Below are 18,823 nucleotides of genomic sequence, written 5' to 3' on the forward strand. Positions count from 1 at the left end.
GCGCTACTTGTACCAGGGCAAGGTGCGCCGCAACGACACGATCTCGCCGGCGCCTTCGGTGTCATGGCCCGGCAGCGTCTCGACGAGGAGGCGGAAGGAGGGACTGCGCAGGAAGTCGAGCACGACCCTCACGGGCTCGCTGTCGAGCGCGTCCTTCAGGCACACCAGGCAATACTGTTCGCGCACGAGCGGCACGAAACCGAGGCGGAAGGAATCGGCCGCGGCGCGCAGCCCGAAACCGCAGTTGGCGAGTCCCGCCGCGACACTCGCAGCCACCGAGAGGTGCGTCGCCTCCTCGGTCACATAGCCGGTGATCCGCTGCGGGGCGATGCCCTCCCGCGCGAGCAGTTCGTCGAGGATCAGACGCGTGCCCGATCCCCGGGGCCGGTTCACGAAGATGACATCGGGCCGGGTGAGGTCGGCGAGCGACGCGATGTCGAGCGGGTTGTCCTGGCGCACCATCAGGCCCTGCTCGCGGCCCATCAGGCGGATCAGTTTGTGCACGCCGAGCCGCAACTCTGGCCCCAGCGCGAGCTGGATTCGCGATCCGCGCCTGGACAGTTCTTCGTCCTCGAACGGCAGATGCACGCCGGCAAGCACGCAGGCGCCCGCATTCAGGCGTTCGAGCGCCTGGGTGCAGCCGACGTAATCGACGTCGAGCAACACGCCGGCCGTACGCCACAGCGCGTCGCGCAAGCCGGAAAACAGCAGATCGTGACTCGCGCAGACCGGCAGCACCTGCAGGCTCGGATCGACCGCCAGCAGCAGCTCGCGGTCGAGCTGGGCGGCGAGGCTTTCGGCTTGCGGCAGCATCCGCGCGAGGATGCGCTTCTCGGCCCACAAAAGGCGCTCGCCAAACTCGGACAACTGGGCGGCCCGTCCCTGACCGCCGACGACCAGTGCCTGCCCGAAGCTCGCCTCATAACGCTTCAACTCGCCCCACAGGTGACGGTAGGACACCTCCAGCTCGGTCGCCGCCTTGCCCAGCGTTCCGTGCATGTGGATCGCGTCGAGCATCGCGAGAAGCGGATTCTGCAACTGCAATACCCGCTCCGGCAGCGCATCGGCAGCCCCCGGAACGAAGCAGTAATCGAGTTTCACGCTCATTCCAAAAGCTTAACCGAAAATCGCCGGCGGAGATTTCCCGTCCTGCTGCAGCTTGCCTAATCCGATCTGAAATATTCCACACACATGGACCCAAGCCTGACCGCCTTCGCTTCAGCCGATGCGGCGCACGGTCCCGCGCCGCCCGTCGACCTCAACCCGGGCGCCGTCGCCGATCTCGTCCAGGATTCCGGGCAAGTTCACGACCGCCGGAATCGCAAATTCGCGCGCGACGATCGCGCCGTGCGACAGGTAGCCGCCGGTCTCCATCACGAGCCCGCCCGCCTTCAGGAAAAGCGGCGTCCATGCCGGATCGGTCGAGGGCGCGACGAGGATATCGCCCGGTGCCAGGCGCCCGCCTTCTTCGGGGCTGCGAACCGGGCGGGCCGGACCCGCGGCAAGACCGGCGCCCACCGCCGTGCCACGCCAGTCGCCGTGACGAGCGCCCCCTGGGGCGGCGGCGGCAGCCACGGAGGCGCTAGCGCCCTCCACGACGACATCCGGCGCCGGGTTCGCCTCCCATTCCGTGCACAGACGCTGCCGGTCTGCGACGCGGTTTCGCAGCGGCGCCCCCGTGAGCTGCCCGGCGAGCGCCGCGTCGAACTCCGGCGGCGTCAGGTGGAAGATGTCTTCCGCAGCCACGAGGTCCGCACTCGCGACGAGCCGTCGGCCGGCTTCCAGCAGCAGGCGCCGGGCGACCTCGCCGTAGGCGGTGAAGGCGCTGCGTGCGGCTTCGCGGTCGTTGCATTCGCGCGTCGCCGTGCGTGCGAGCGCTTCGGCCCAGCGGCGGGCCCAGAAAGGCATCTTTCCCGCGAGACGCTCGCAGGCGGCCTCCCGCGCCTCCGCCTGCCGCGCCCGCATCGCAGCCGGATCGCAGTCCATCAGCCCGGCGATCTGCCGCAGCAGGTAGGCGGGATGGTCGCGCCAACGGGGATTGCGCAGATAGGACTCGTAGATGCCGCGATGGCCGTAGCGCTCGAGAAAATCGGCGAAGTCGCGGCGGAAGGGATCGTCCTCCGACAGGTCCTGCCACGCATCCGAGTCGCTGCGCAGCCATGCCGCGACGTCCGGATCCACAGACGCGGTCGCCGCAAGCGTCTGCAGCTCGTAGGCTTGGCGCGCCGTGACGCTCGGTTCGCCACCCGCCATCAAGGCCGCCGCCAGCGCGTGCGATTCACCCGGCAGATAGCGTTCGATCAGATCGAGCAGCATCGACAGCGTGCCGCCGCTCGATCCCTGCAGGAAGATCAGTCCGTCCTGCCGACGGTAATGCAGCCCCAGCGACGCGATCCGCCGCGACAGCTCCGCGTTGCTCAGCCGGCTCAGATCCTCCGCGCGCCAGACGGCGCATGTTGCATGCGCCTCGTCGACCTGTCGGCGTCCGAGTCGCCGCTGGCCGCCAGACTTCGCGAGATAGCGCAGCATGCGGCCCAGCCGCACGGCCCGGTCGCGCAAGCTCGGAGGCGGCACCACGATCTCCGAATGATGGCCGCCGAGCAGCCGGTTCATCGCCGCCGGGGCGATGCCGAACGCGTCATAGCCCTCCCACTGGATGAATGAAGCGTTCAGGTAGAGCCGTCCCTGGAAGAGCGCGGCGCGCTGTGCGCCGGACAAGACCGGGTAGCCGGCGATCCGCCAACCCAGTTCGAGCAGCTGGTTCGCCCAGCGACGGCAGGTCACCCATTCGCAGGCCGTCATCACATGCGGCGCGACGTCGCGCGTGTTGCCGTTGGACCACAGCGGGGTCTGTCCGGCGAGCGCGGGATAGGTATGCCAAGGCCGTGCCGTGACCGGGCGCGCCTGCACCAGGTGGAAACGCGCGCCGTCCCACACCCATTCGATGTCGAACCACGGCGCAGCGTAATCCAGTGCGAAGGCCGTTTCGCGCACGAGATGCGCGAGTTCGACCGCGCGCGCGTCCGTCAGCCCGGACGAGACACCGCGCCGGCGCAGGACGCGGTAGTCCTCGGTCACCGGATCCGCTTCGAGGATGATTTCCTCGCCGCTTTCGCGCCCCGCGACAAGGCCGTCCGCGAGTCCCGCGACGGCGTTGATCGCAACCTGGTCGTCGCGCCCGCTCGTCGGCTCGCAACTGAACGCGACACCGCCGGCAATCGCTTTCACCATCGGCATCACGACGACCGCCATCGCGGCCTCCGCCACGCCGACCCGCCCGCGATAGGCCACCGCCTGCGGCGTCCACAACGAGGCCCACACGGCTTTCACGGCCGCCGCGACAGCGTCGAAGCCGAGGACATCCAATTCGCTGCGGTAGATGCCGGCAAAGGACGCCCGCCCCGAGTCCTCCATCGGCGCCGACGAACGAACCGCAAGCGCCACCTCTTCCCAGCCGCGACGGCGAAGTTCAGCGTGGAGGACGTCCTTGAGCCCCGGCGGCAGCGACGCCGATTCGATCCGGGCGCGTACCGCTGCGAGCGCGTGAGGATCGTCACCCGCGGCACGCGCCGCGTCGCCCTCGCCTGCCATCGCGAACCTGGCTGCGAAGGTCGAAATCACAAAACCGTCGGGCACGGGGAAGCCGTAACGCATGAGGCGCCCGAGTTGCGCGCCTTTTCCGCCTGCGACGGCGGGACCGGCCTCGGCCGCCGCGGCAAAGTCGAGGATCAGGACCGGATCGGCACTCATGTCGCTCTCCGCGCCCGCGCGCCGTCGAGGAAGAGCGCCAGCATCGTGTCGAAGGCCGACGCGAGCGAGGTTTCCGGCTCGCACTGCCAGCGCAGCAGCACGCCCAGGTGCAGGAACTGCAGATGGTCGGCGAGATGCTGCGCGGGCATCGCGTCGGTGATCTCGCCGCTCGCCTGCCCCTGCGTCAACAGCCGCGCATAGATCTGATCGAGACCGCTGCGGTTGTCGCGCCCCAGCGTGTCCACCGGCTCGCTCAGCCGATAGTGCAGGTAGGGGCCGAGGTATTCCCGACGACGTTCGGAGAACGCAGCCGACGCGTGCATGAGCGCACGCAAGCGCGACACGCAGTCCGGCAAGGCTTGCAGCTCTTGAAGCAGCCCGGGCGCAGCCGCGGCGAGCTCGACGTGGAAGCGATGCCTGACGAGCGCCTCCTTCACCGGGAAATGCTTGTACAGCGTGCCCTTCGCGACGTCGGCACGGGCCGCGATCTGCTCCATCGTGACCTTGTCGTAGCCGTGCTCGGCAAAGAGCCCGAAGGCAGTGTGGACAAGATGCTCGATGGTCTGCAGGCGCTTGCGCTCCCGGCGACCGTCGGCAATCGGAGGGCTGGACATGATGCCGCCTCTTAAAAATGAACGACGTTCATTATCGTACGTCGTTCACGTTTTCCCCGCAAGGCTGTGCGAAAAAGCTCGAACAAAAAATGCTTGGGACTTTTGTCAGGAGAAACACGAGCGCCGGGCAGATTCGAATCGTTCGAAGGTCCCACGCCGTTGCATTAGGTATCCCAGCAAAGCGAGGACGGCACGCGGAAGACTTATGCAAACGATTGCCGAAGTTGTCGCCATCCTTTCCGCATCGCACTGGTCGGCCGGCCGCCGCTTTGGTAAAACCCTGCGCAGACGCGGCTTTCGCTGCGGTCACCGCCTGCGCCGATCCACAAGAATTTCACGGAGACTCTCCATGGCTCGTCCCTTCCGCTCACTGCTGATCACCCTGGCCTGCGTGCTCGGGCTCGCCGGCGCCCACGCCGACGACAAATTCATCACCGTCGCCTCGACGACCTCAACCGAGCAGTCCGGCCTCTTCGGCTATCTGCTGCCGATCTTCGAGCAGCAGTCCGGCATCAAGGTGCGCGTTGTCGCGCTCGGCACCGGGCAGGCGCTGGATACCGCGCGCCGCGGCGACGCCGACGTCGTCTTCGTGCACGACCGGGCGGCCGAGGAGAAATTCGTCGCCGAAGGCTGGGGCGTCGAGCGCAAGGAGGTGATGTACAACGACTTCATCCTCGTCGGGCCGAAGAGCGATCCCGCGAAGGTCGCCGGCGGCCACGACATCGTCGAGGCGCTCAAGAAGGTCGAGGCTGCGAAGGCGCCCTTCGTGTCGCGCGGCGACAAGAGCGGCACGCACGCCGCGGAGCTCCGCCTGTGGAAGATCGCCGGCATCGACATCGAACAGGCGAAGGGGCCGTGGTACCGCGATTCCGGCTCCGGCATGGGCCCGGCGCTCAATATGGCCGCCTCGCTCGGCGCCTACATCCTCGCCGACCGCGGCACCTGGCTGTCCTTCAAGAACCGCCAGGATCTCGTGATCGCGGTCGAAGGCGACAAGCGGCTCTTCAACCAGTACGGCGTGATCCTCGTCAATCCGGCCAAGCACCCGCACGTCAAGCGCGAACTCGGCCAGCAGTTCATCGACTGGCTCGTCTCGCCCGTCGGCCAGAAGGCCATCGCCGACTACAAGATCGGCGGCGAACAGCTCTTCTTCCCCAACGCCGCAAAGTAAGCAAGCACCTCGGCCGGGCCGGCCCCTTGACCGCCGTCAACGCGGGACAGGACGACTCGCACTATGGTTGCGGAGCTTTTTTCCCCGACCCCGGCCATGACCTCCCATACCAAAATCGAACTCGTCTGCCCGGCAGGAAGCCTGCCGGCGCTCAAGACGGCCGTCGACCATGGTGCCGATTGTGTCTATCTCGGCTTCAAGGACGCGACCAACGCGCGCAACTTCACCGGCCTCAATTTCGACGCCAAACAGATGACCGAGGGCGTGCGCTACGCCCATGACCGCAAGCGCAAGGTACTGCTCGCGCTCAACACCTACCCGCAGGCGAGCAACTGGGCGGGCTGGACCGCCGCCGTCGACCGCGCCGCCGACCTCGGCATCGACGCGATCATCGTCGCCGACCCCGGCCTGATGGCCTACGCGCGCAAGACCCACCCGGACCTGCGCCTGCACCTCTCGGTGCAGGGTTCGGCCACCAGCTACGAGGCGATCAATTTCTACGCTGACCGCTTCGGCATCCAGCGCGCCGTGCTGCCGCGCGTGCTGTCGCTGCCGCAGGTCGAGCACGTCATCGCCAACACCAAGGTCGAGATCGAAGTCTTCGGTTTCGGCGGCCTGTGCGTGATGGTCGAAGGCCGCTGCGCGCTGTCGGCCTACGCCACCGGCGAATCGCCGAACTGCAACGGCGCCTGTTCGCCGGGCAAGCACGTGCGCTGGGAACAGACTCCGCAGGGCATGGAAACGCGCCTCAACGGCATCCTCATCGACCGCTTCGCCGACGGCGAACGCGCCGGCTACCCGACGCTGTGCAAGGGCCGCTTCGACGTGAACGGCGAGACCTACTACGCGATCGAGGAGCCGACCAGCCTCAACACGCTGGAACTGCTGCCCGAGCTCGCCCGCGCTGGCGTGCGCGCGATCAAGATCGAAGGCCGCCAGCGCAGCCCCGCCTACACCGGCCAGGTCACGCGCGTGTGGCGCGAGGCGCTCGACCGCGTGATGCGCGACGCCGACAGCTTCACCGTGCAGCCGGCCTGGATCGCCGAGCTCGACAAAGTCTCCGAAGGCCGCAGCCACACGCTCGGCGCGTACTACCGGCCGTGGAAGTGATGACCCCGATGAAAATCGCTCTTGGACCCCTGCTGTACTACTGGTCGCGCCAGTCGACCCTCGACTTCTACGCCCAGATCGCCGAAAGCGCCGCCGACATCGTCTATCTCGGCGAAACCGTCTGCTCGCGCCGCCACGAACTGCGCCTCGACGACTGGCTCGAAGTCGGCGAGATACTCGCCGCCGCCGGCAAGGAAGTCGTCATGTCCTCGCAGGCGCTGATCGAATCCGAATCGGACCTCAAGGCCCTGCGCCGCATCGTCGCGAAGGCCGAGTTCCGCGTCGAGGCCAACGACATGTCGGCCGTGCACCTGCTCTCCACCGCTGGCCGCCGCGACTGGATCGCCGGTCCGACGCTCAACATCTTCAATCCGCAGACGCTGTCGCTGATGGCCGAATCGGGTGCAACGCGCTGGATGGCGCCGCCCGAGATGTCGGGCGAAGTGCTCACCGAGCTCCTCGCCAGCGGCGCGCCGGCGATCGAAACCGAAGTCCTCGCCTGGGGCCGGCTGCCGCTCGCGCACTCGGCACGCTGCTTCACCGCCCGCCATTACAACCTGCAGAAGGACACCTGCGAGTTCCGCTGCCTCGGCATGAAAGACGGCCTCGTGCTGCGCACGCGCGAAGGCGAGCCCTTCCTGACGCTCAACGGCGTGCAGACGCAGTCGGCGCGCGTGCATAACCTGCTCGGCGACCTCGCCTCAGTGCGCCGCGCGGCGCAGGTGCTGCGCGTGAGCCCGCAGGGCGACAACACCGTCGAAGTGCTGAAGCTCTTCCGCGACGCCGTCGCCGACGAAGTGTCGCCGCAGGACGCCCTGCGCCGCAGTGCCGAATGGATGGTCGAAGCCCCGTGCAACGGCTTCTGGCACGGCCGTCCCGGCGTCGAACAATTCGTCAAATCCTGAACCGCACCCTTGGAGCCCGACCGATGAGCTCATTCCGCCTCCCGGCCTTCACGCTGCCCGCGCCGCTGGCACGTCTCGCCGCCCGCCTGCCGCAACGCCCGCCCACCCTCGTGCTGACGACCGCGCTGAACCTCGCGCTCGGCCGCGTGCTGTCGCGCGACGACCTCGAACCCCTGACCGGTCGCCATCTGCGCATGTGCGTCCGTGACGCCGGCCTGACGCTCGACTTCACGCTGGGGCCCCGTGGCTTCTCCGCGCTGTCGGGCTCGGGCACGCCGGACCTGACACTGACCGCCAACGTGCGCGACTACATCGCGCTCGCACTGCGCGAAGAGGACGCCGACACGCTGTTCTTCGGCCGCCGCCTGCTGATGGAAGGTGCGACCGACCTCGGCCTGCTCGTCAAGAACACGCTCGACGCCGTCGACTGGGACGCGCTCGTCAAGGAATACGCGCCGGCAAAGGTCCTGAGCCGCTTCCTCCCGACCTCGCGCCGCGCGAGCGAGCACTCGCGCATCGCGATCGGTAGCTGAAAGCGGTCGTGCGACGGCGTCGCGCGCCTGCTGCGACGCCGCCGAAAGCCCGGTGGGAGCGCCTGACGCGGTAAAATCGGGCCTTCCCCAACCGCCCGGACCGCCGATGCCTCCCGCGCGTGCCGTTTCTTCCCTGCCGCGCACCCTGACGATCGCCTACGGGCTGCTGATCGTCTACGCCTGCCTCCACCCGCTCACCGGCTGGCGCGTCACCGGGCTGCCGCTGCTCGATTTCCTCACCGCCCCGTGGCCGAAGTACTACCGCAGTGCGGACATCGTCCTCAACGTGCTGGGCTTCCTGCCCTTCGGCTTTGTGCTCGCGCCGGCGCTGCCGCAGCGATTCGGGCGCGTCGGCGACATTGCCGTCGCAACGCTGATCGCCGCGACTCTCAGCTTTACGATGGAAGTCACGCAGAACTTCCTGCCGACGCGCGTCTCCTCGAACGTCGATCTCGGCTCCAACACGCTCGGTGGGCTGGTCGGTGCGATCTTCGGCGCGTGGTGGGGACATCCGCTCTTCGACGAACGCGGCTGGCTTCACCGCTGGCGCACGCTACGCATCATCCCCGGGCATATCGGCGACTTCGGCCTGATCCTGCTCGCGCTGTGGCTGCTGGCGCAGCTCACGCCGGACAGGGTGCTCTTCGTCAGCGGCGACCTGCGCCAGCTCTTGGGGCTGCCGACACCGCTGCATTTCGAAGTCGAACGCTTCATCCTGCTCGAGGCGATGCAGGTCGCGATCACGCTCGTCGGCGTCGGCCTCTTCGCGCGCTGCATGATGCCCAGCGTCAGCCTGCCGGCGATCGCGCTCCTCCTCGTACTCGGGCTCGGTGCCAAGACGCTCGCGACGGCGTCCTTCTTCGACCCGGGCGCGCCGCTGCTGTGGCTCACGCCGGGCACGCAGCGCGGCCTGCTCTATGGACTGCCTGCGCTCGCGGCGACGCTGGTGCTGCCGCGCGTCTTCCAGCACGCGATGGCGGGCATGGCGATGCTCGCGGCGACGAGCCTCACGAACCTGCTGCCCGACAACCCCTACTTCCAGGCCGGCCACCGCCTGCTCTTGCAGGGGAACTTCCTCAATTTCCACGGACTCACCCAATTGACGGCAAGCCTGTGGCCCTTCGCCGCGCTCGCCTACCTGTCAGCGGTGGGCCTGTGGCGCGGCGAGCATCTCGCGAAGCGGCCGGGCGGCTGACGGCTATAATCGGCCGGATACGGAGCGGCGGCGCGCCGGTCCGGCCATGCGGAGCCCCTGAATGAGCTATTTCAAGCACCACGTTTTCTTCTGCTGCAACCAGCGCGAACCCGGCGACACCTGCTGCAACGACCACAAGGCGAGTGCGATGCAGACCTATGCCAAGGATCGCATCCGCGCGCTCGGCCTCAAGGGCCGCGGCAAGATCCGCATCAACAAGGCGGGCTGCCTCGACCGCTGCGACGAGGGCCCCGTGCTCGTCGTGTACCCGGACAACGTCTGGTACACCTACGTCGATCAGGAGGACATCGAGGAGATCATCCAGGAGCATCTCGTCCATGGCCGCATCGTGACCCGCCTGCGTCTCCCGGATAACCCATGAACCGCCCCGCCCCCACCGAATCCGTGCTGCTGCGCGGGCCGGACGGCGCCATCGATGCGCTGATCGACACGCCCGAGCACGTGCGCGGCATTGCGCTGGTGTGTCACCCGCACCCGCTCTTCAGCGGCGCGAACACCAACAAGATCGCCCACACGCTCGCCCGCAGCTTCCGCGAGCTGGGCTACGCGGTCGTACGCCCGAACTTCCGCGGCGTCGGCAAGAGCGAAGGCAAGCACGATCACGGCGTCGCCGAGACCGAGGACATGCTGTCGGTGATCGCGTGGGCGCAGTCGCGCTGGGGCTGCCTGCCGCTCGCGCTCGGCGGCTTCTCGTTCGGCGCCTACGTGCAGACGCGCGTCGCGGCCCGCCTGGGCGAGGGCGTGATGGCGCCGCATCGCGTCGTGCTCGTCGGCACCGCCGCGGGCGAAGTGACCGGCGCGCGCAGCTACCCGACCGGTCCGGTACCGAAGGGCACGCTCCTGATCCACGGCGAAGTCGATGAGACCGTCGCGCTCGCGAACGTGCTCGACTGGGCGCGGCCGCAGGAGCTGCCCGTGGTCGTCGTGCCCGGCGCCGATCACTTCTTCCACGGCAAGCTGCACATCATCCGCGACATCATCACCCGCCACTGGGACCCGCTCTGAGCGGCCCGTCCCCACACAGGAGTTCTGCATGAAGCTGTTCGCCTCGCTCACCAGTCCGTACGCACGCAAGATCCGCATCCTGCTCGCCGAGAAAGGCCTGCCGTTCGAACTCGTGGTCGATTCGCCGTGGGAGGCGAACACCCGCATCCCGACCGTGAACCCGCTCGGCAAGGTGCCGGCGCTGGTCACGGATGACGGCGAAACCTTCTTCGATTCGCCGGTGATCGCAGCCTATATCGAGACCCTGGACAGCGGCCTGCCACTGCTCCCGAAGGATCCGCTGCAGGCCGTGCGCGTGCGCCAGATCGAAGCGCTCGCCGACGGCCTGATCGATGCGGCGGTGCTCGCCGTGCTCGAATCGCGCCGCCCGACCGGTCAGCGCAGCGACATGGAGATCGACCGCCAGATCGAGAAGGTCGACCGCAGCGTCGACGAACTCGAAAGGCGTGCCGCGAGCCGCGAGTGGATGCACGGCGACACGATGAGCCTCGCCGACATCTCGGTCGCGGTCGCGCTCGGCTATCTCGACCTGCGTTTCCCGGATCACGAATGGCGCAGTGCCCACCCGGCGCTGGCGGCACTCGCCGCGCACATGTTCGCGCGCCCGAGCTTCGCAACGACGAAACCGCCGGTCAGCTGAACATCGTGCGCAGCATGCCGGACGATCTCGCCGCGGGCGCCCGCAGTGCGCAACAGCCTGCGCCGCTCGTGATCCGCGGGCTGCGCAAGTCCTACGGCACGAAGGAAGTCATCGCCGGCATCGACCTCGCGCTTGCCGCCGGCGAGTGCTTCACGCTGCTCGGCCCCAACGGCGCCGGCAAGACGACGACACTGCGCTGCGCGTTGGGACTCACGGCGCCCTCGGCGGGCGAGATCCACCTCGCGGGCCTCCCCGTGCCGGAACGCGCGCGCGAGGCACGCATGCGCGTCGGCGTCGTGCCGCAGCAGGACAACCTCGACCCGGACTTCACCTGCGCCGAGAACCTGCTCGTCTACGGCCGCTACTTCGGCCTCGACGACGCGACGATCAAGGGCCGCATCCCCGAACTCCTCGCCTTCGCCGGCCTCGAAGGCAAGCGCGAGGCGCGCATCCAGACGCTCTCGGGCGGCATGAAGCGGCGCCTGACGCTCGCCCGCGCGCTCGTCAATCGCCCAGAACTGCTGATCCTCGACGAACCGACGACCGGTCTCGACCCGCAGGCGCGCCACCTGATCTGGGACCGCCTGAAGCAGTTGATCCGCGGCGGCACGACGGTGCTGCTCACCACCCACTTCATGGACGAAGCCGAGCGCCTCGCCGACCGGCTCGCGATCCTCGACAACGGTCGCATGCTGACCGAAGGCAGTCCGCGCGAGGTGATCGCGGCGCAGATCGAACCGCAGGTCGTCGAGGTCTATGGTGACTGGAACGGCAGCGGCGCCAACGGCTCGGCGGGTGTCAGCGGCGCGCAGGCTTGGGCCGAGGCGCACGCGGGGAGCTTCTCGCGGCGCTACGAAGTCAGCGGCGAGACCGCCTTTTGCTACCTCGACGACGCGGCGCCGCTGCTCGCGCATCTCGCCAAGCAGCCCGGCCTGCGCTACCTGCGCCGGCCGGCGAACCTCGAAGACGTGTTCCTGAAACTCACCGGGCGCGAACTGCGGGATTGAGACGATGACCACTGCCCTGCTCTCCTCGCTGCTCCACCCGCCGCGCGTGTCGCGCCGCTTCCTGCCGGTGTGGCGGCGCAACTTCATGGTCTGGCGCAAGCTCGCGCTGCCCTCGGTGCTCGGCAACCTCGCCGACCCGATGATCTACCTCTTCGGTCTGGGCTTCGGCATCGGCATGCTCGTGCCGAAGATCGGCGGCGTGTCCTACATCAGCTTCCTCGCGGCGGGCATGGTGTGCTCGTCGACGATGAACAGCGCCTCCTTCGAGGTGCTGTACTCGGGCTTCTCGCGCATGCACGTGCAGAAGACCTGGGAGGCGATCATGAATGCGCCGGTCGAACTCGACGACGTCGTCTTCGCCGAACTCGTGTGGGCGGCGTCGAAATCGCTGCTGTCCGGCCTCGCGATCCTCGTCGTGATCTCCGCCTTTGGTCTCGTCGATGTGCGCTACGTGCTGTGGCTGCCGCCGCTGGTCTTCCTCGTCGGCCTGAGCTTCGGCGCGCTGGGTCTCGTGATCACCGCGCTCGCGCCGAGCTACGACTTCTTCATGTACTACTTCACGCTCTTCATCACGCCGATGACGCTGATCTCGGGCGTGTTCTTCCCCGCCGAACAGCTGCCGGCCGCGGTGCAGCTCGTCGCGCAGGCGCTGCCGCTCTCGCATGCGATCGCGCTGGCCCGCCCGCTGCTTCTCGGCGAAATCCCGCACGACATCGCGCTGCATCTCGCGGTGCTGGTAGCGTACGGCGTGACGGGATTCTGGATTGCCCTCGGGCTGACGCGGCGGCGGCTGCTCAGCTGAGCCTCAACGGCGGAGCAAGCTCCCGAGCGTCGCGATCAGCGATCCCAGGCGGCGGCGCACGCGCTCGCGTTCTTCCTCGTCCGACCCGCTTGCGGCGAGTTGCTGCCGCAAGGTCGCGATCTCGCGACGCAACAACACTTCCTGCGGCACGAAGCCGGCGTTCTTCAGGATGTGGTTCGTCATGCGCTGCTCGGGCGACAAGAACGGTTCGTCGTCGAACACGAGCGGCCGTCCCGCGCCCGGCAAGCCGTCCAGTTCGCCACGCTTGATGGCGTCGGAGATGCGCTGCTCGGCGAGGATGTCGAAGATCGAGGCCATGGCCGTGAATGATATCGCGCTGACGCTGTCTGAGCTTCGACCGGCCGCGGCGTCGATCGCTCCGCCGGGCCCCGAATTCCTGCGCGTGGAACATTGGGCCAGCTCGCCCTTGAGATTAATAAGCACTCGGTCTAATATCGATCCATGGATCAACCCGCCCCCCTCCCCCGTCGCCCGCGCGGTCGCCCGCCGCGGCATGGGCACAGCTACGCCGACACGCGCGAACTGCTGATTCGTCGCGGAACGGAGCTGCTCACGGAGCGCGGGGTCAGCGCAACGGCCCTCGACGAGGTGCTGAAGTCAGTCGGCGTGCCCAAGGGGTCCTTCTACCACTACTTCCCGAACAAGGACGCCTTCGTCCTCGCCACGCTGGATTCCTACGCGGCCTACCTGTCGCGCAAGCTCGACCGCCATCTGGGCGACGCGAAGCTCGCTCCGCTGGCGCGCCTGCAGTCTTTTGTCGACGACGCCTGTGACGGCGTGGAGCGCCACGCCTTCGCGCGAGGCTGCCTCGTCGGCAACCTCGGTCAGGAGGTCGGCTGCCTGGACACTAAGATCCAGCAGCGGCTGGAGGAGATTTTCCTCGACTGGGAAGCGCGCGTGGCGGACTGCCTGCAGGCTGCGGTCGCGGCCGACGAATTGCCGGCCACCACGGACTGCGCGGCGATGTCGCATGCGTTCTGGATCGGCTGGGAAGGCGCGATCCTGCGCGCGCGGCTGATGCGCTCGACCGAGCCGATGCGCGCGTTCTTCCGGTTTTTCATGGCGGCACTGCGTTGATTTTTTTGTGACTATTTGTAGTCGATTAGTCTATTTATCCAGACAAGGAGAGACGACGATGTTCCAGGGCATTCTGATCACCAAGGACGACTCGGGTTACCAAGCCAAGCTGCAGGCCATCGACGAAAGCATGCTGCCGGAAGGGGATGTGACGGTGCGCGTCGCGTGGTCGACGCTGAACTACAAGGACGGCCTCGCGATCACGGGCCGGTCGCCGGTCGTGCGGCGCTTTCCGATGATCCCCGGCATCGACTTCGCCGGTACGGTCGAAAGCAGCAGTCATCCTGCCTGGAAGGTGGGCGATCAGGTCGTGCTCAATGGCTGGGGCGTCGGCGAAGTGCATTGCGGCGGCCTCGCGGAGCTCGCGCGCGTGAAAGGCGACTGGCTGGTGCGCCTGCCGGCGGCTTTCACGACGCGCCAGGCGATGGCGATCGGCACGGCGGGCTACACCGCGATGCTGTGCGTGCTCGCGCTCGAGAAGCACGGCATCCGGCCGGGCGACGGCGAGATCCTCGTGACCGGCGCGAACGGCGGCGTCGGCAGCGTCGCGATCTCGCTGCTGGCGAAGCTCGGCTACACGGTCGTCGCCTCGACCGGGCGCGTCGCCGAATCCGAGTACCTCACCGGCCTCGGCGCCGCGAGCGTCATCGACCGCAAGGAGCTGTCCGAGCCCGGCAAGCCGATCGGCAAGGAACGCTGGGCGGGCGTCGTCGACACGGTCGGCAGCCATACGCTGGCCAATGCCTGCGCGACGACGCGCTACCGCGGCGCGGTTGCGGCCTGCGGACTCGCGGGCGGCATGGACTTCCCGGCGACCGTCGCGCCTTTCATCCTGCGCGGCGTGACGCTGTATGGCATCGACAGCGTAATGGCGCCGCAGGCGGTGCGGCAGGAAGCCTGGGAGCGGCTCGCGCGCGACCTCGATCCCTCGAAACTCGATGCGATCACGAGCGAGATCGCGCTCGCCGACGCCATTCCGGTCGCCGACAAGCTGCTCGCCGGGCAGGTGCGCGGGCGCGTCGTCGTGAAGATCGGCGGCTGACCGGGCGATACCCGGATCAGGCTGCCGCCTTCTCCGGGAACACCCACACATCCTCGGGCGCGAGTTCCACCCAGTGCTCGCCGCTCGCGAGCGGCGTCGGGCCGAAGGCGCGCACGCGGATGCTGTCGTGGTGGAAGAGATGCTCCCAGCGGTCGCCGAGGAACATCGAGGTCACCAGCGGCAGGCGCAGGCGGTTGTCGCCCGGGCCTTCGGCGACGCGCACGCGCTCCAACCGGATCATGCCCGTGCACTTCGCGCCGCTCTTCAGCGAACCGCGCGCCTGTCCGCGCAGCTTCCAGCCCGCGCCCGCGAGCACCGCCATGCCATTGGAAACTTCGGCGACTTCGCCCGCGATGCGGTTGTTGCTGCCCATGAAGTCCGCGGTGAACAGCGTCTGCGGGTTGCCGTACATCTCCTGCGGCGTGCCCTGCTGCTCGATGCGGCCTTCCGACAACAACAGGATGCGGTCGGACATCGCCATCGCCTCGCCCTGGTCGTGCGTGACGACCAGCGCCGACAGTTCCAGTTCGAGGATCAGCTCGCGCAGCCAGGCTCGCGCTTCCTCGCGCAGCTTCGCGTCGAGGTTCGACAGCGGCTCGTCCATCAGGATCACCGGCGGGTTGTAGACCAACGCCCGGGCGATCGCGACGCGCTGCTGCTGGCCGCCCGAGAGCTGGTGCGGGAAGCGGTCGCCGAGATGGCCGAGGCCGAGATTCTTCAGCGCGGAGGTGACTTTCGGCGCGATCTCGCTCGACGACGCCTTGCGCAGCTTCAGGCCGTAGGCGACGTTGTCGAACACGGTCTTGTGCGGCCACAGCGCGTAGGACTGGAACACCAGGCCCAGGTTGCGCTTCTCGGCCGGCAGCTCGAAGCCGGTCGCGCCGTCAAAGACGGCCTTGTCGTCGATGCGGATGCGGCCCTTGTGCGGCGCCTCCAAGCCCGCGACCGCGCGCAGCAGCGTCGTCTTGCCGCTCCCCGAAGGCCCGAGCAGCGATACCACTTCGCCGCGCTTCAACTGCATCGACACGCCCTTGAGGATGGCGTTCGTTGCGTCGCCAGAGCCATAGGAGAGGTGCAGGTCCTCAACATTCAGCTTAATCATGAAGTTTCACTCCAAAGCGCAGCGCGACGGTGAGGCCGACCCCGACCAGCGCGACGTTGATGACGGACAAGGCGGCGACGATGTCACTCGCACCGGTGGCCCACAGGGAAACGAGCAGGGAACCGATCACTTCGGTACCCGGCGCCAGCAGATACACGCCAGTCGAGTACTCGCGCTCGAAGATCATGAACACCAGCAGCCAGGCGCCCATCAGGCCGTAACGGATCAGCGGCAGCGTCACGTGGCGGCTCACCTGGCCGCGGCTCGCGCCGACGCTGCGCGCGGCTTCTTCCAGCTCGGGACCGACCTGCAGCAGCGAGCTCGACACGAGGCGCATGCCGTAGGCGAGCCACACCACCGAGTACGCGAGCCAAACGCTGACCATCGTCGAGCGCAGCGGCTGGAACGGCGGGAAGAACAGGAACACCCACAGGAAGGCGAGACCGGCAAGCAGCCCGGGCACGGCACGCGGCACGAGCACCAGGTAATCGACGAAGCGCGTCCAGCCGTCGGCCTTGCGGTGCGTCGCCAGCCCCAGCGCCGTGTAGCAGGCGACCGCCAGCGCGCCGCCGATGACGCCGATCAACACGGTGTTGATGATCCCGCGCACCAGCGCCGGCTGCTCGAACACTTCGCGGAAGTGATCCAGCGTCAGCACCTCCATGATGTTCACGCCCTCGCCCCAGAAGGACACGAAAGCCCGCAGCGTGATGCCCGACAGCGGCACGAACACCGTCAGGAAGAGCCACAGGCCGAGGATCGCGACCGCGACCCAGCGCCACGCGCCCAGCGGTAGCGGACGCTGGCGTCCGGCCTTGCCCTTCACGGCGACGAACTTCGAGGCACCGCGCAGCAGATAGCGCTGCAGCATCACCAGCGGGAAGGTCACCGCGATCAGGCACACGGCGACCGCGGCCATCAGGTGGTAGGACGGCGTGCCGAGCTTGTTCGTGAGCTTGTAGAGGTAGGTCGCGAGCACGAGGTGGCCTTCCGGATCGCCCAGCACCAGCGGCAGGCCGAAGATCTCGAAGCCGAGGAAGAACACCAGCACGCCGGAGAACAGCACCGCGGGCGTGACCATCGGCAGGCTGACGTCGCGCGCGACCCGCAGCGGGCTCGCACCCGTCATCCGTGCGGCTTCTTCGACGTCCGAGCCCAGGCTCTTCAGCGCGGAGGCCGAATATAGGTACACATGGGGCACGTGCGTGAGGCCGGCGATGATCGCGATCCCGGTGAGCGAATAGACGTTCCACGGCACGCCGCCGAAGATCCCGTTGAACCACACCGAGTAGAAGCCCACCGGGCCGGCGGCGACGACGTAGCCGAACGCGAGCACCATCGGCGACACGAACACCGGTACGAGCAGCAGCGGCTCGATCCAGGCGCGTCCCGGCAGGTCCGTACGCACCATCATGAAGGCGAGCACGCCGCCCGTCGGCACCGCGATCAGCGTCATGCCCAGCGCGATCACCATCGAGTTGCGGAAAGCCAACCAGAAGTCGGAATCGGCGAAGATGAACTCGAAGGCGCCGAGCCCGAAGTGCTTGGCAGGCGCGAAGAAAGGCGCATCCAGCAGGCTCTGGAACAGGATCAGGCCGAGCGGCAGGAAGACCAGCAGCGCGGTGAGCCCGATCACGGCGTAGCGAGGCAGCCCGCCGCTACGCGCCGGCCGCCGGGCGGGCGCCGGCACGGGCCCCGCCACCATGGTCGGTTGTGCGGGGGCGGACATCATTTGGTTCCCTTGACGGCCGACTGCCACTGCTTGAGGAAGTCGAGGCGCTTGGCCGGGTCGAGGTAGGTCAGCAGCGTCGGGTTGACCGGCACCGGCTTCAAGCTCGCGCCGAGCGTCTTCTGCAGGCCGGCCGCGGTGACTTCGCCTTCGACGTCGCTACGGATCGAACCGAGGTCGGACTGGTTCGCTATGATCTTCTGGCCGCGCTGCGACAACAGGTAGTCCAGCCACAGCTTGGCTGCGTTCGGGTTCTTCGCGCTCTTCGAGATGAACATCACGCGGGACATCACCAGCGTGTAGTCCTTGGGCATCACGACGCCGATGCTCGGATCCTTCTTCGCACGCAGGATCGCGTAGGTGCCGATCAGGTTGTAGGCGAGCAGGTTCTCGCCCGACGAGAGGCGTTCCATCATCGTGCCCGAGCTCGACTGGAAACGCGCACCGACGTTGCCGAAAGTCTTCGGGATGTCCCAGAAATTCGGGTTGGCCTTGACGTCCTGCGTGACCAGCATGAAGCCGACGCCCGACTTCTCGATGTCGTAGGACGTGACCTTGCCCTTGAAGCGCTCGGCGTTGGCGTTGAGCATCGTCACGAGCTCGGCGTGCGACTGCGGCACTTCCTCGGGCTTCAGGAGGCGCTTGTTGTACGCGAAGACGATCGGCTCGTAGGTGATGCCGTAGGCTTCGTTTTTCCACACCGACCAGTCGGGGAGCTTGGGGATTTCGGGCGAGGCGTAGGTGAGCGCGTAGCCGTCCCCGACGAGCTTCACCTGCAAGTCCATCGACGAGCTCCAGACGACGTCGGCCGAGCCGGCGCCGGCAGCCTGCTCGCTGATCACGCGGTTGTAGACCTCGGTCGTGTTCATGTCGCTGTACTCGACCGTGACGCCCGGGTAGAGCGCCTGGAAGTCCTTCATCAGCGGGGCCACGGCGTTGGTGTCGGTCGCGCCATAGACGACGACCTTGCCTTCCTTCTTGGCCGCGTCGACGATCTTCGAATAGTCGGCCGGGTAGCTGGCGGGTACCTGGGCGAAAGCCGCGCAGGCGGTTCCGAACAAAGCGACGCCAAGCAAGCGGTTCAGGGGTTTCATCTGGG

At 67.8% G+C, this 18,823-nt stretch carries 19 protein-coding genes; 12 read left to right on the plus strand and 7 right to left on the minus strand.

Features of this window, described 5'->3' with window-relative positions; genetic code table 11:
• Positions 1-3: 3 nt before the first annotated feature.
• The 3 genes from VJ673_RS12705 to VJ673_RS12715 all read right to left on the minus strand — a co-directional run bounded on the left by VJ673_RS12705 (position 4) and on the right by VJ673_RS12715 (position 4,364).
• Positions 4-1,107 carry a substrate-binding domain-containing protein gene (locus tag VJ673_RS12705; RefSeq protein ID WP_324126475.1) on the minus strand — a complete coding sequence of 368 codons (1,104 nt, stop codon included), beginning with the start codon at positions 1,105-1,107 and terminating at the stop codon, positions 4-6.
• Positions 1,108-1,218: 111 nt separating this feature from the next.
• Positions 1,219-3,750, minus strand: a complete 2,532-nt coding sequence (locus tag VJ673_RS12710; protein WP_324126476.1) for a PEP/pyruvate-binding domain-containing protein — start codon at positions 3,748-3,750, stop codon at positions 1,219-1,221.
• Positions 3,747-4,364 (minus strand): TetR/AcrR family transcriptional regulator, encoded by a 618-nt coding sequence (locus VJ673_RS12715; protein ID WP_324126477.1) that lies wholly within the window; start codon positions 4,362-4,364, stop codon positions 3,747-3,749. The genes VJ673_RS12710 and VJ673_RS12715 overlap by 4 nt, the downstream gene beginning before the upstream one ends.
• Before the next feature lie 349 nt (positions 4,365-4,713).
• On the opposite strand from VJ673_RS12715, the gene VJ673_RS12720 reads away from it, so the two are divergent.
• The 10 genes from VJ673_RS12720 (at position 4,714) to VJ673_RS12765 (ending at position 12,753) form a co-directional block, all read left to right on the plus strand.
• Positions 4,714-5,535, plus strand: coding sequence for an ABC transporter substrate-binding protein (locus VJ673_RS12720; RefSeq protein ID WP_324126478.1), 822 nt, complete (start codon positions 4,714-4,716; stop codon positions 5,533-5,535).
• A 96-nt stretch (positions 5,536-5,631) separates the two neighbouring features.
• Positions 5,632-6,645 carry a ubiquinone anaerobic biosynthesis protein UbiU gene (gene ubiU, locus VJ673_RS12725; protein ID WP_324126479.1) on the plus strand — a complete coding sequence of 338 codons (1,014 nt, stop codon included), beginning with the start codon at positions 5,632-5,634 and terminating at the stop codon, positions 6,643-6,645.
• Positions 6,646-6,653: 8 nt separating this feature from the next.
• Positions 6,654-7,550, plus strand: a complete 897-nt coding sequence (locus VJ673_RS12730) for a U32 family peptidase (RefSeq protein WP_324126480.1) — start codon at positions 6,654-6,656, stop codon at positions 7,548-7,550.
• Positions 7,551-7,573: 23 nt separating this feature from the next.
• Positions 7,574-8,083, plus strand: coding sequence for a ubiquinone anaerobic biosynthesis accessory factor UbiT (ubiT, locus tag VJ673_RS12735; RefSeq protein ID WP_324126481.1), 510 nt, complete (start codon positions 7,574-7,576; stop codon positions 8,081-8,083).
• Between the two features lie 106 nt (positions 8,084-8,189).
• On the plus strand, positions 8,190-9,278 hold the full coding sequence (locus VJ673_RS12740; protein ID WP_324126482.1) for a VanZ family protein: 1,089 nt from the start codon (positions 8,190-8,192) through the stop codon (positions 9,276-9,278).
• 61 nt (positions 9,279-9,339) lie between these two features.
• Complete coding sequence (locus VJ673_RS12745) at positions 9,340-9,660, plus strand: (2Fe-2S) ferredoxin domain-containing protein (protein ID WP_324126483.1); 321 nt, start codon at positions 9,340-9,342, stop codon at positions 9,658-9,660.
• Positions 9,657-10,304, plus strand: coding sequence for an alpha/beta hydrolase (locus VJ673_RS12750; RefSeq protein ID WP_324126484.1), 648 nt, complete (start codon positions 9,657-9,659; stop codon positions 10,302-10,304). Before VJ673_RS12745 ends, VJ673_RS12750 begins: the two co-directional genes overlap by 4 nt.
• A gap of 28 nt (positions 10,305-10,332) precedes the next feature.
• On the plus strand, positions 10,333-10,944 hold the full coding sequence (locus VJ673_RS12755) for a glutathione S-transferase (protein WP_324126485.1): 612 nt from the start codon (positions 10,333-10,335) through the stop codon (positions 10,942-10,944).
• A 14-nt stretch (positions 10,945-10,958) separates the two neighbouring features.
• Positions 10,959-11,951: an ATP-binding cassette domain-containing protein gene (locus VJ673_RS12760; protein WP_324126520.1), complete on the plus strand. Its 993-nt coding sequence runs from the start codon at positions 10,959-10,961 to the stop codon at positions 11,949-11,951.
• 4 nt (positions 11,952-11,955) lie between these two features.
• Positions 11,956-12,753 (plus strand): ABC transporter permease, encoded by a 798-nt coding sequence (locus VJ673_RS12765; protein WP_324126486.1) that lies wholly within the window; start codon positions 11,956-11,958, stop codon positions 12,751-12,753.
• A 3-nt stretch (positions 12,754-12,756) separates the two neighbouring features.
• Here VJ673_RS12765 and VJ673_RS12770 read toward each other — a convergent pair whose 3' ends face one another.
• Complete coding sequence (locus VJ673_RS12770) at positions 12,757-13,071, minus strand: DnaJ family domain-containing protein (RefSeq protein ID WP_324126487.1); 315 nt, start codon at positions 13,069-13,071, stop codon at positions 12,757-12,759.
• A gap of 144 nt (positions 13,072-13,215) precedes the next feature.
• Here VJ673_RS12770 and acuR point away from each other — a divergent pair, with 144 nt between their 5' ends.
• The gene (gene acuR / locus VJ673_RS12775) at positions 13,216-13,851 is read left to right on the plus strand and encodes an acrylate utilization transcriptional regulator AcuR (protein WP_324126488.1); all 636 of its coding nucleotides are present in this window, start codon (positions 13,216-13,218) and stop codon (positions 13,849-13,851) included.
• A gap of 58 nt (positions 13,852-13,909) precedes the next feature.
• Entirely contained in the window at positions 13,910-14,893 is a 984-nt protein-coding gene (gene acuI, locus VJ673_RS12780) for an acrylyl-CoA reductase (NADPH) (RefSeq protein WP_324126489.1), read from the plus strand.
• 16 nt (positions 14,894-14,909) lie between these two features.
• On the opposite strand, the gene VJ673_RS12785 is transcribed toward acuI, so the two are convergent.
• Genes VJ673_RS12785 through VJ673_RS12795 form a run of 3 tightly spaced genes read right to left on the minus strand, consistent with a single transcriptional unit; the run spans position 14,910 to position 18,818 of the window.
• A complete protein-coding gene (locus VJ673_RS12785; protein ID WP_324126490.1) occupies positions 14,910-15,995 on the minus strand; it encodes an ABC transporter ATP-binding protein in 1,086 nt (361 codons plus the stop codon).
• A complete protein-coding gene (locus tag VJ673_RS12790; protein ID WP_324126491.1) occupies positions 15,988-17,727 on the minus strand; it encodes an ABC transporter permease in 1,740 nt (579 codons plus the stop codon). The genes VJ673_RS12785 and VJ673_RS12790 overlap by 8 nt, the downstream gene beginning before the upstream one ends.
• A complete protein-coding gene (locus VJ673_RS12795; protein WP_324126492.1) occupies positions 17,724-18,818 on the minus strand; it encodes an ABC transporter substrate-binding protein in 1,095 nt (364 codons plus the stop codon). Before VJ673_RS12795 ends, VJ673_RS12790 begins: the two co-directional genes overlap by 4 nt.
• Between the last annotated feature and the right edge of the window lie 5 nt (positions 18,819-18,823).

Source organism: Aromatoleum sp. (genome assembly GCF_035254505.1).
Taxonomy (GTDB): domain Bacteria; phylum Pseudomonadota; class Gammaproteobacteria; order Burkholderiales; family Rhodocyclaceae; genus Aromatoleum.

Coding starts and splice junctions, on each gene's coding strand:
- VJ673_RS12705 (WP_324126475.1), bottom strand. CDS start 1,107: ATGAGCGTGAAACTCGATTACTGCTTCGTTCCGGGGGCTGCCGATGCG.
- VJ673_RS12710 (WP_324126476.1), bottom strand. CDS start 3,750: ATGAGTGCCGATCCGGTCCTGATCCTCGACTTTGCCGCGGCGGCCGAG.
- VJ673_RS12715 (WP_324126477.1), bottom strand. CDS start 4,364: ATGTCCAGCCCTCCGATTGCCGACGGTCGCCGGGAGCGCAAGCGCCTG.
- VJ673_RS12720 (WP_324126478.1), top strand. CDS start 4,714: ATGGCTCGTCCCTTCCGCTCACTGCTGATCACCCTGGCCTGCGTGCTC.
- ubiU (WP_324126479.1), top strand. CDS start 5,632: ATGACCTCCCATACCAAAATCGAACTCGTCTGCCCGGCAGGAAGCCTG.
- VJ673_RS12730 (WP_324126480.1), top strand. CDS start 6,654: ATGAAAATCGCTCTTGGACCCCTGCTGTACTACTGGTCGCGCCAGTCG.
- ubiT (WP_324126481.1), top strand. CDS start 7,574: ATGAGCTCATTCCGCCTCCCGGCCTTCACGCTGCCCGCGCCGCTGGCA.
- VJ673_RS12740 (WP_324126482.1), top strand. CDS start 8,190: ATGCCTCCCGCGCGTGCCGTTTCTTCCCTGCCGCGCACCCTGACGATC.
- VJ673_RS12745 (WP_324126483.1), top strand. CDS start 9,340: ATGAGCTATTTCAAGCACCACGTTTTCTTCTGCTGCAACCAGCGCGAA.
- VJ673_RS12750 (WP_324126484.1), top strand. CDS start 9,657: ATGAACCGCCCCGCCCCCACCGAATCCGTGCTGCTGCGCGGGCCGGAC.
- VJ673_RS12755 (WP_324126485.1), top strand. CDS start 10,333: ATGAAGCTGTTCGCCTCGCTCACCAGTCCGTACGCACGCAAGATCCGC.
- VJ673_RS12760 (WP_324126520.1), top strand. CDS start 10,959: ATGCCGGACGATCTCGCCGCGGGCGCCCGCAGTGCGCAACAGCCTGCG.
- VJ673_RS12765 (WP_324126486.1), top strand. CDS start 11,956: ATGACCACTGCCCTGCTCTCCTCGCTGCTCCACCCGCCGCGCGTGTCG.
- VJ673_RS12770 (WP_324126487.1), bottom strand. CDS start 13,071: ATGGCCTCGATCTTCGACATCCTCGCCGAGCAGCGCATCTCCGACGCC.
- acuR (WP_324126488.1), top strand. CDS start 13,216: ATGGATCAACCCGCCCCCCTCCCCCGTCGCCCGCGCGGTCGCCCGCCG.
- acuI (WP_324126489.1), top strand. CDS start 13,910: ATGTTCCAGGGCATTCTGATCACCAAGGACGACTCGGGTTACCAAGCC.
- VJ673_RS12785 (WP_324126490.1), bottom strand. CDS start 15,995: ATGATTAAGCTGAATGTTGAGGACCTGCACCTCTCCTATGGCTCTGGC.
- VJ673_RS12790 (WP_324126491.1), bottom strand. CDS start 17,727: ATGATGTCCGCCCCCGCACAACCGACCATGGTGGCGGGGCCCGTGCCG.
- VJ673_RS12795 (WP_324126492.1), bottom strand. CDS start 18,818: ATGAAACCCCTGAACCGCTTGCTTGGCGTCGCTTTGTTCGGAACCGCC.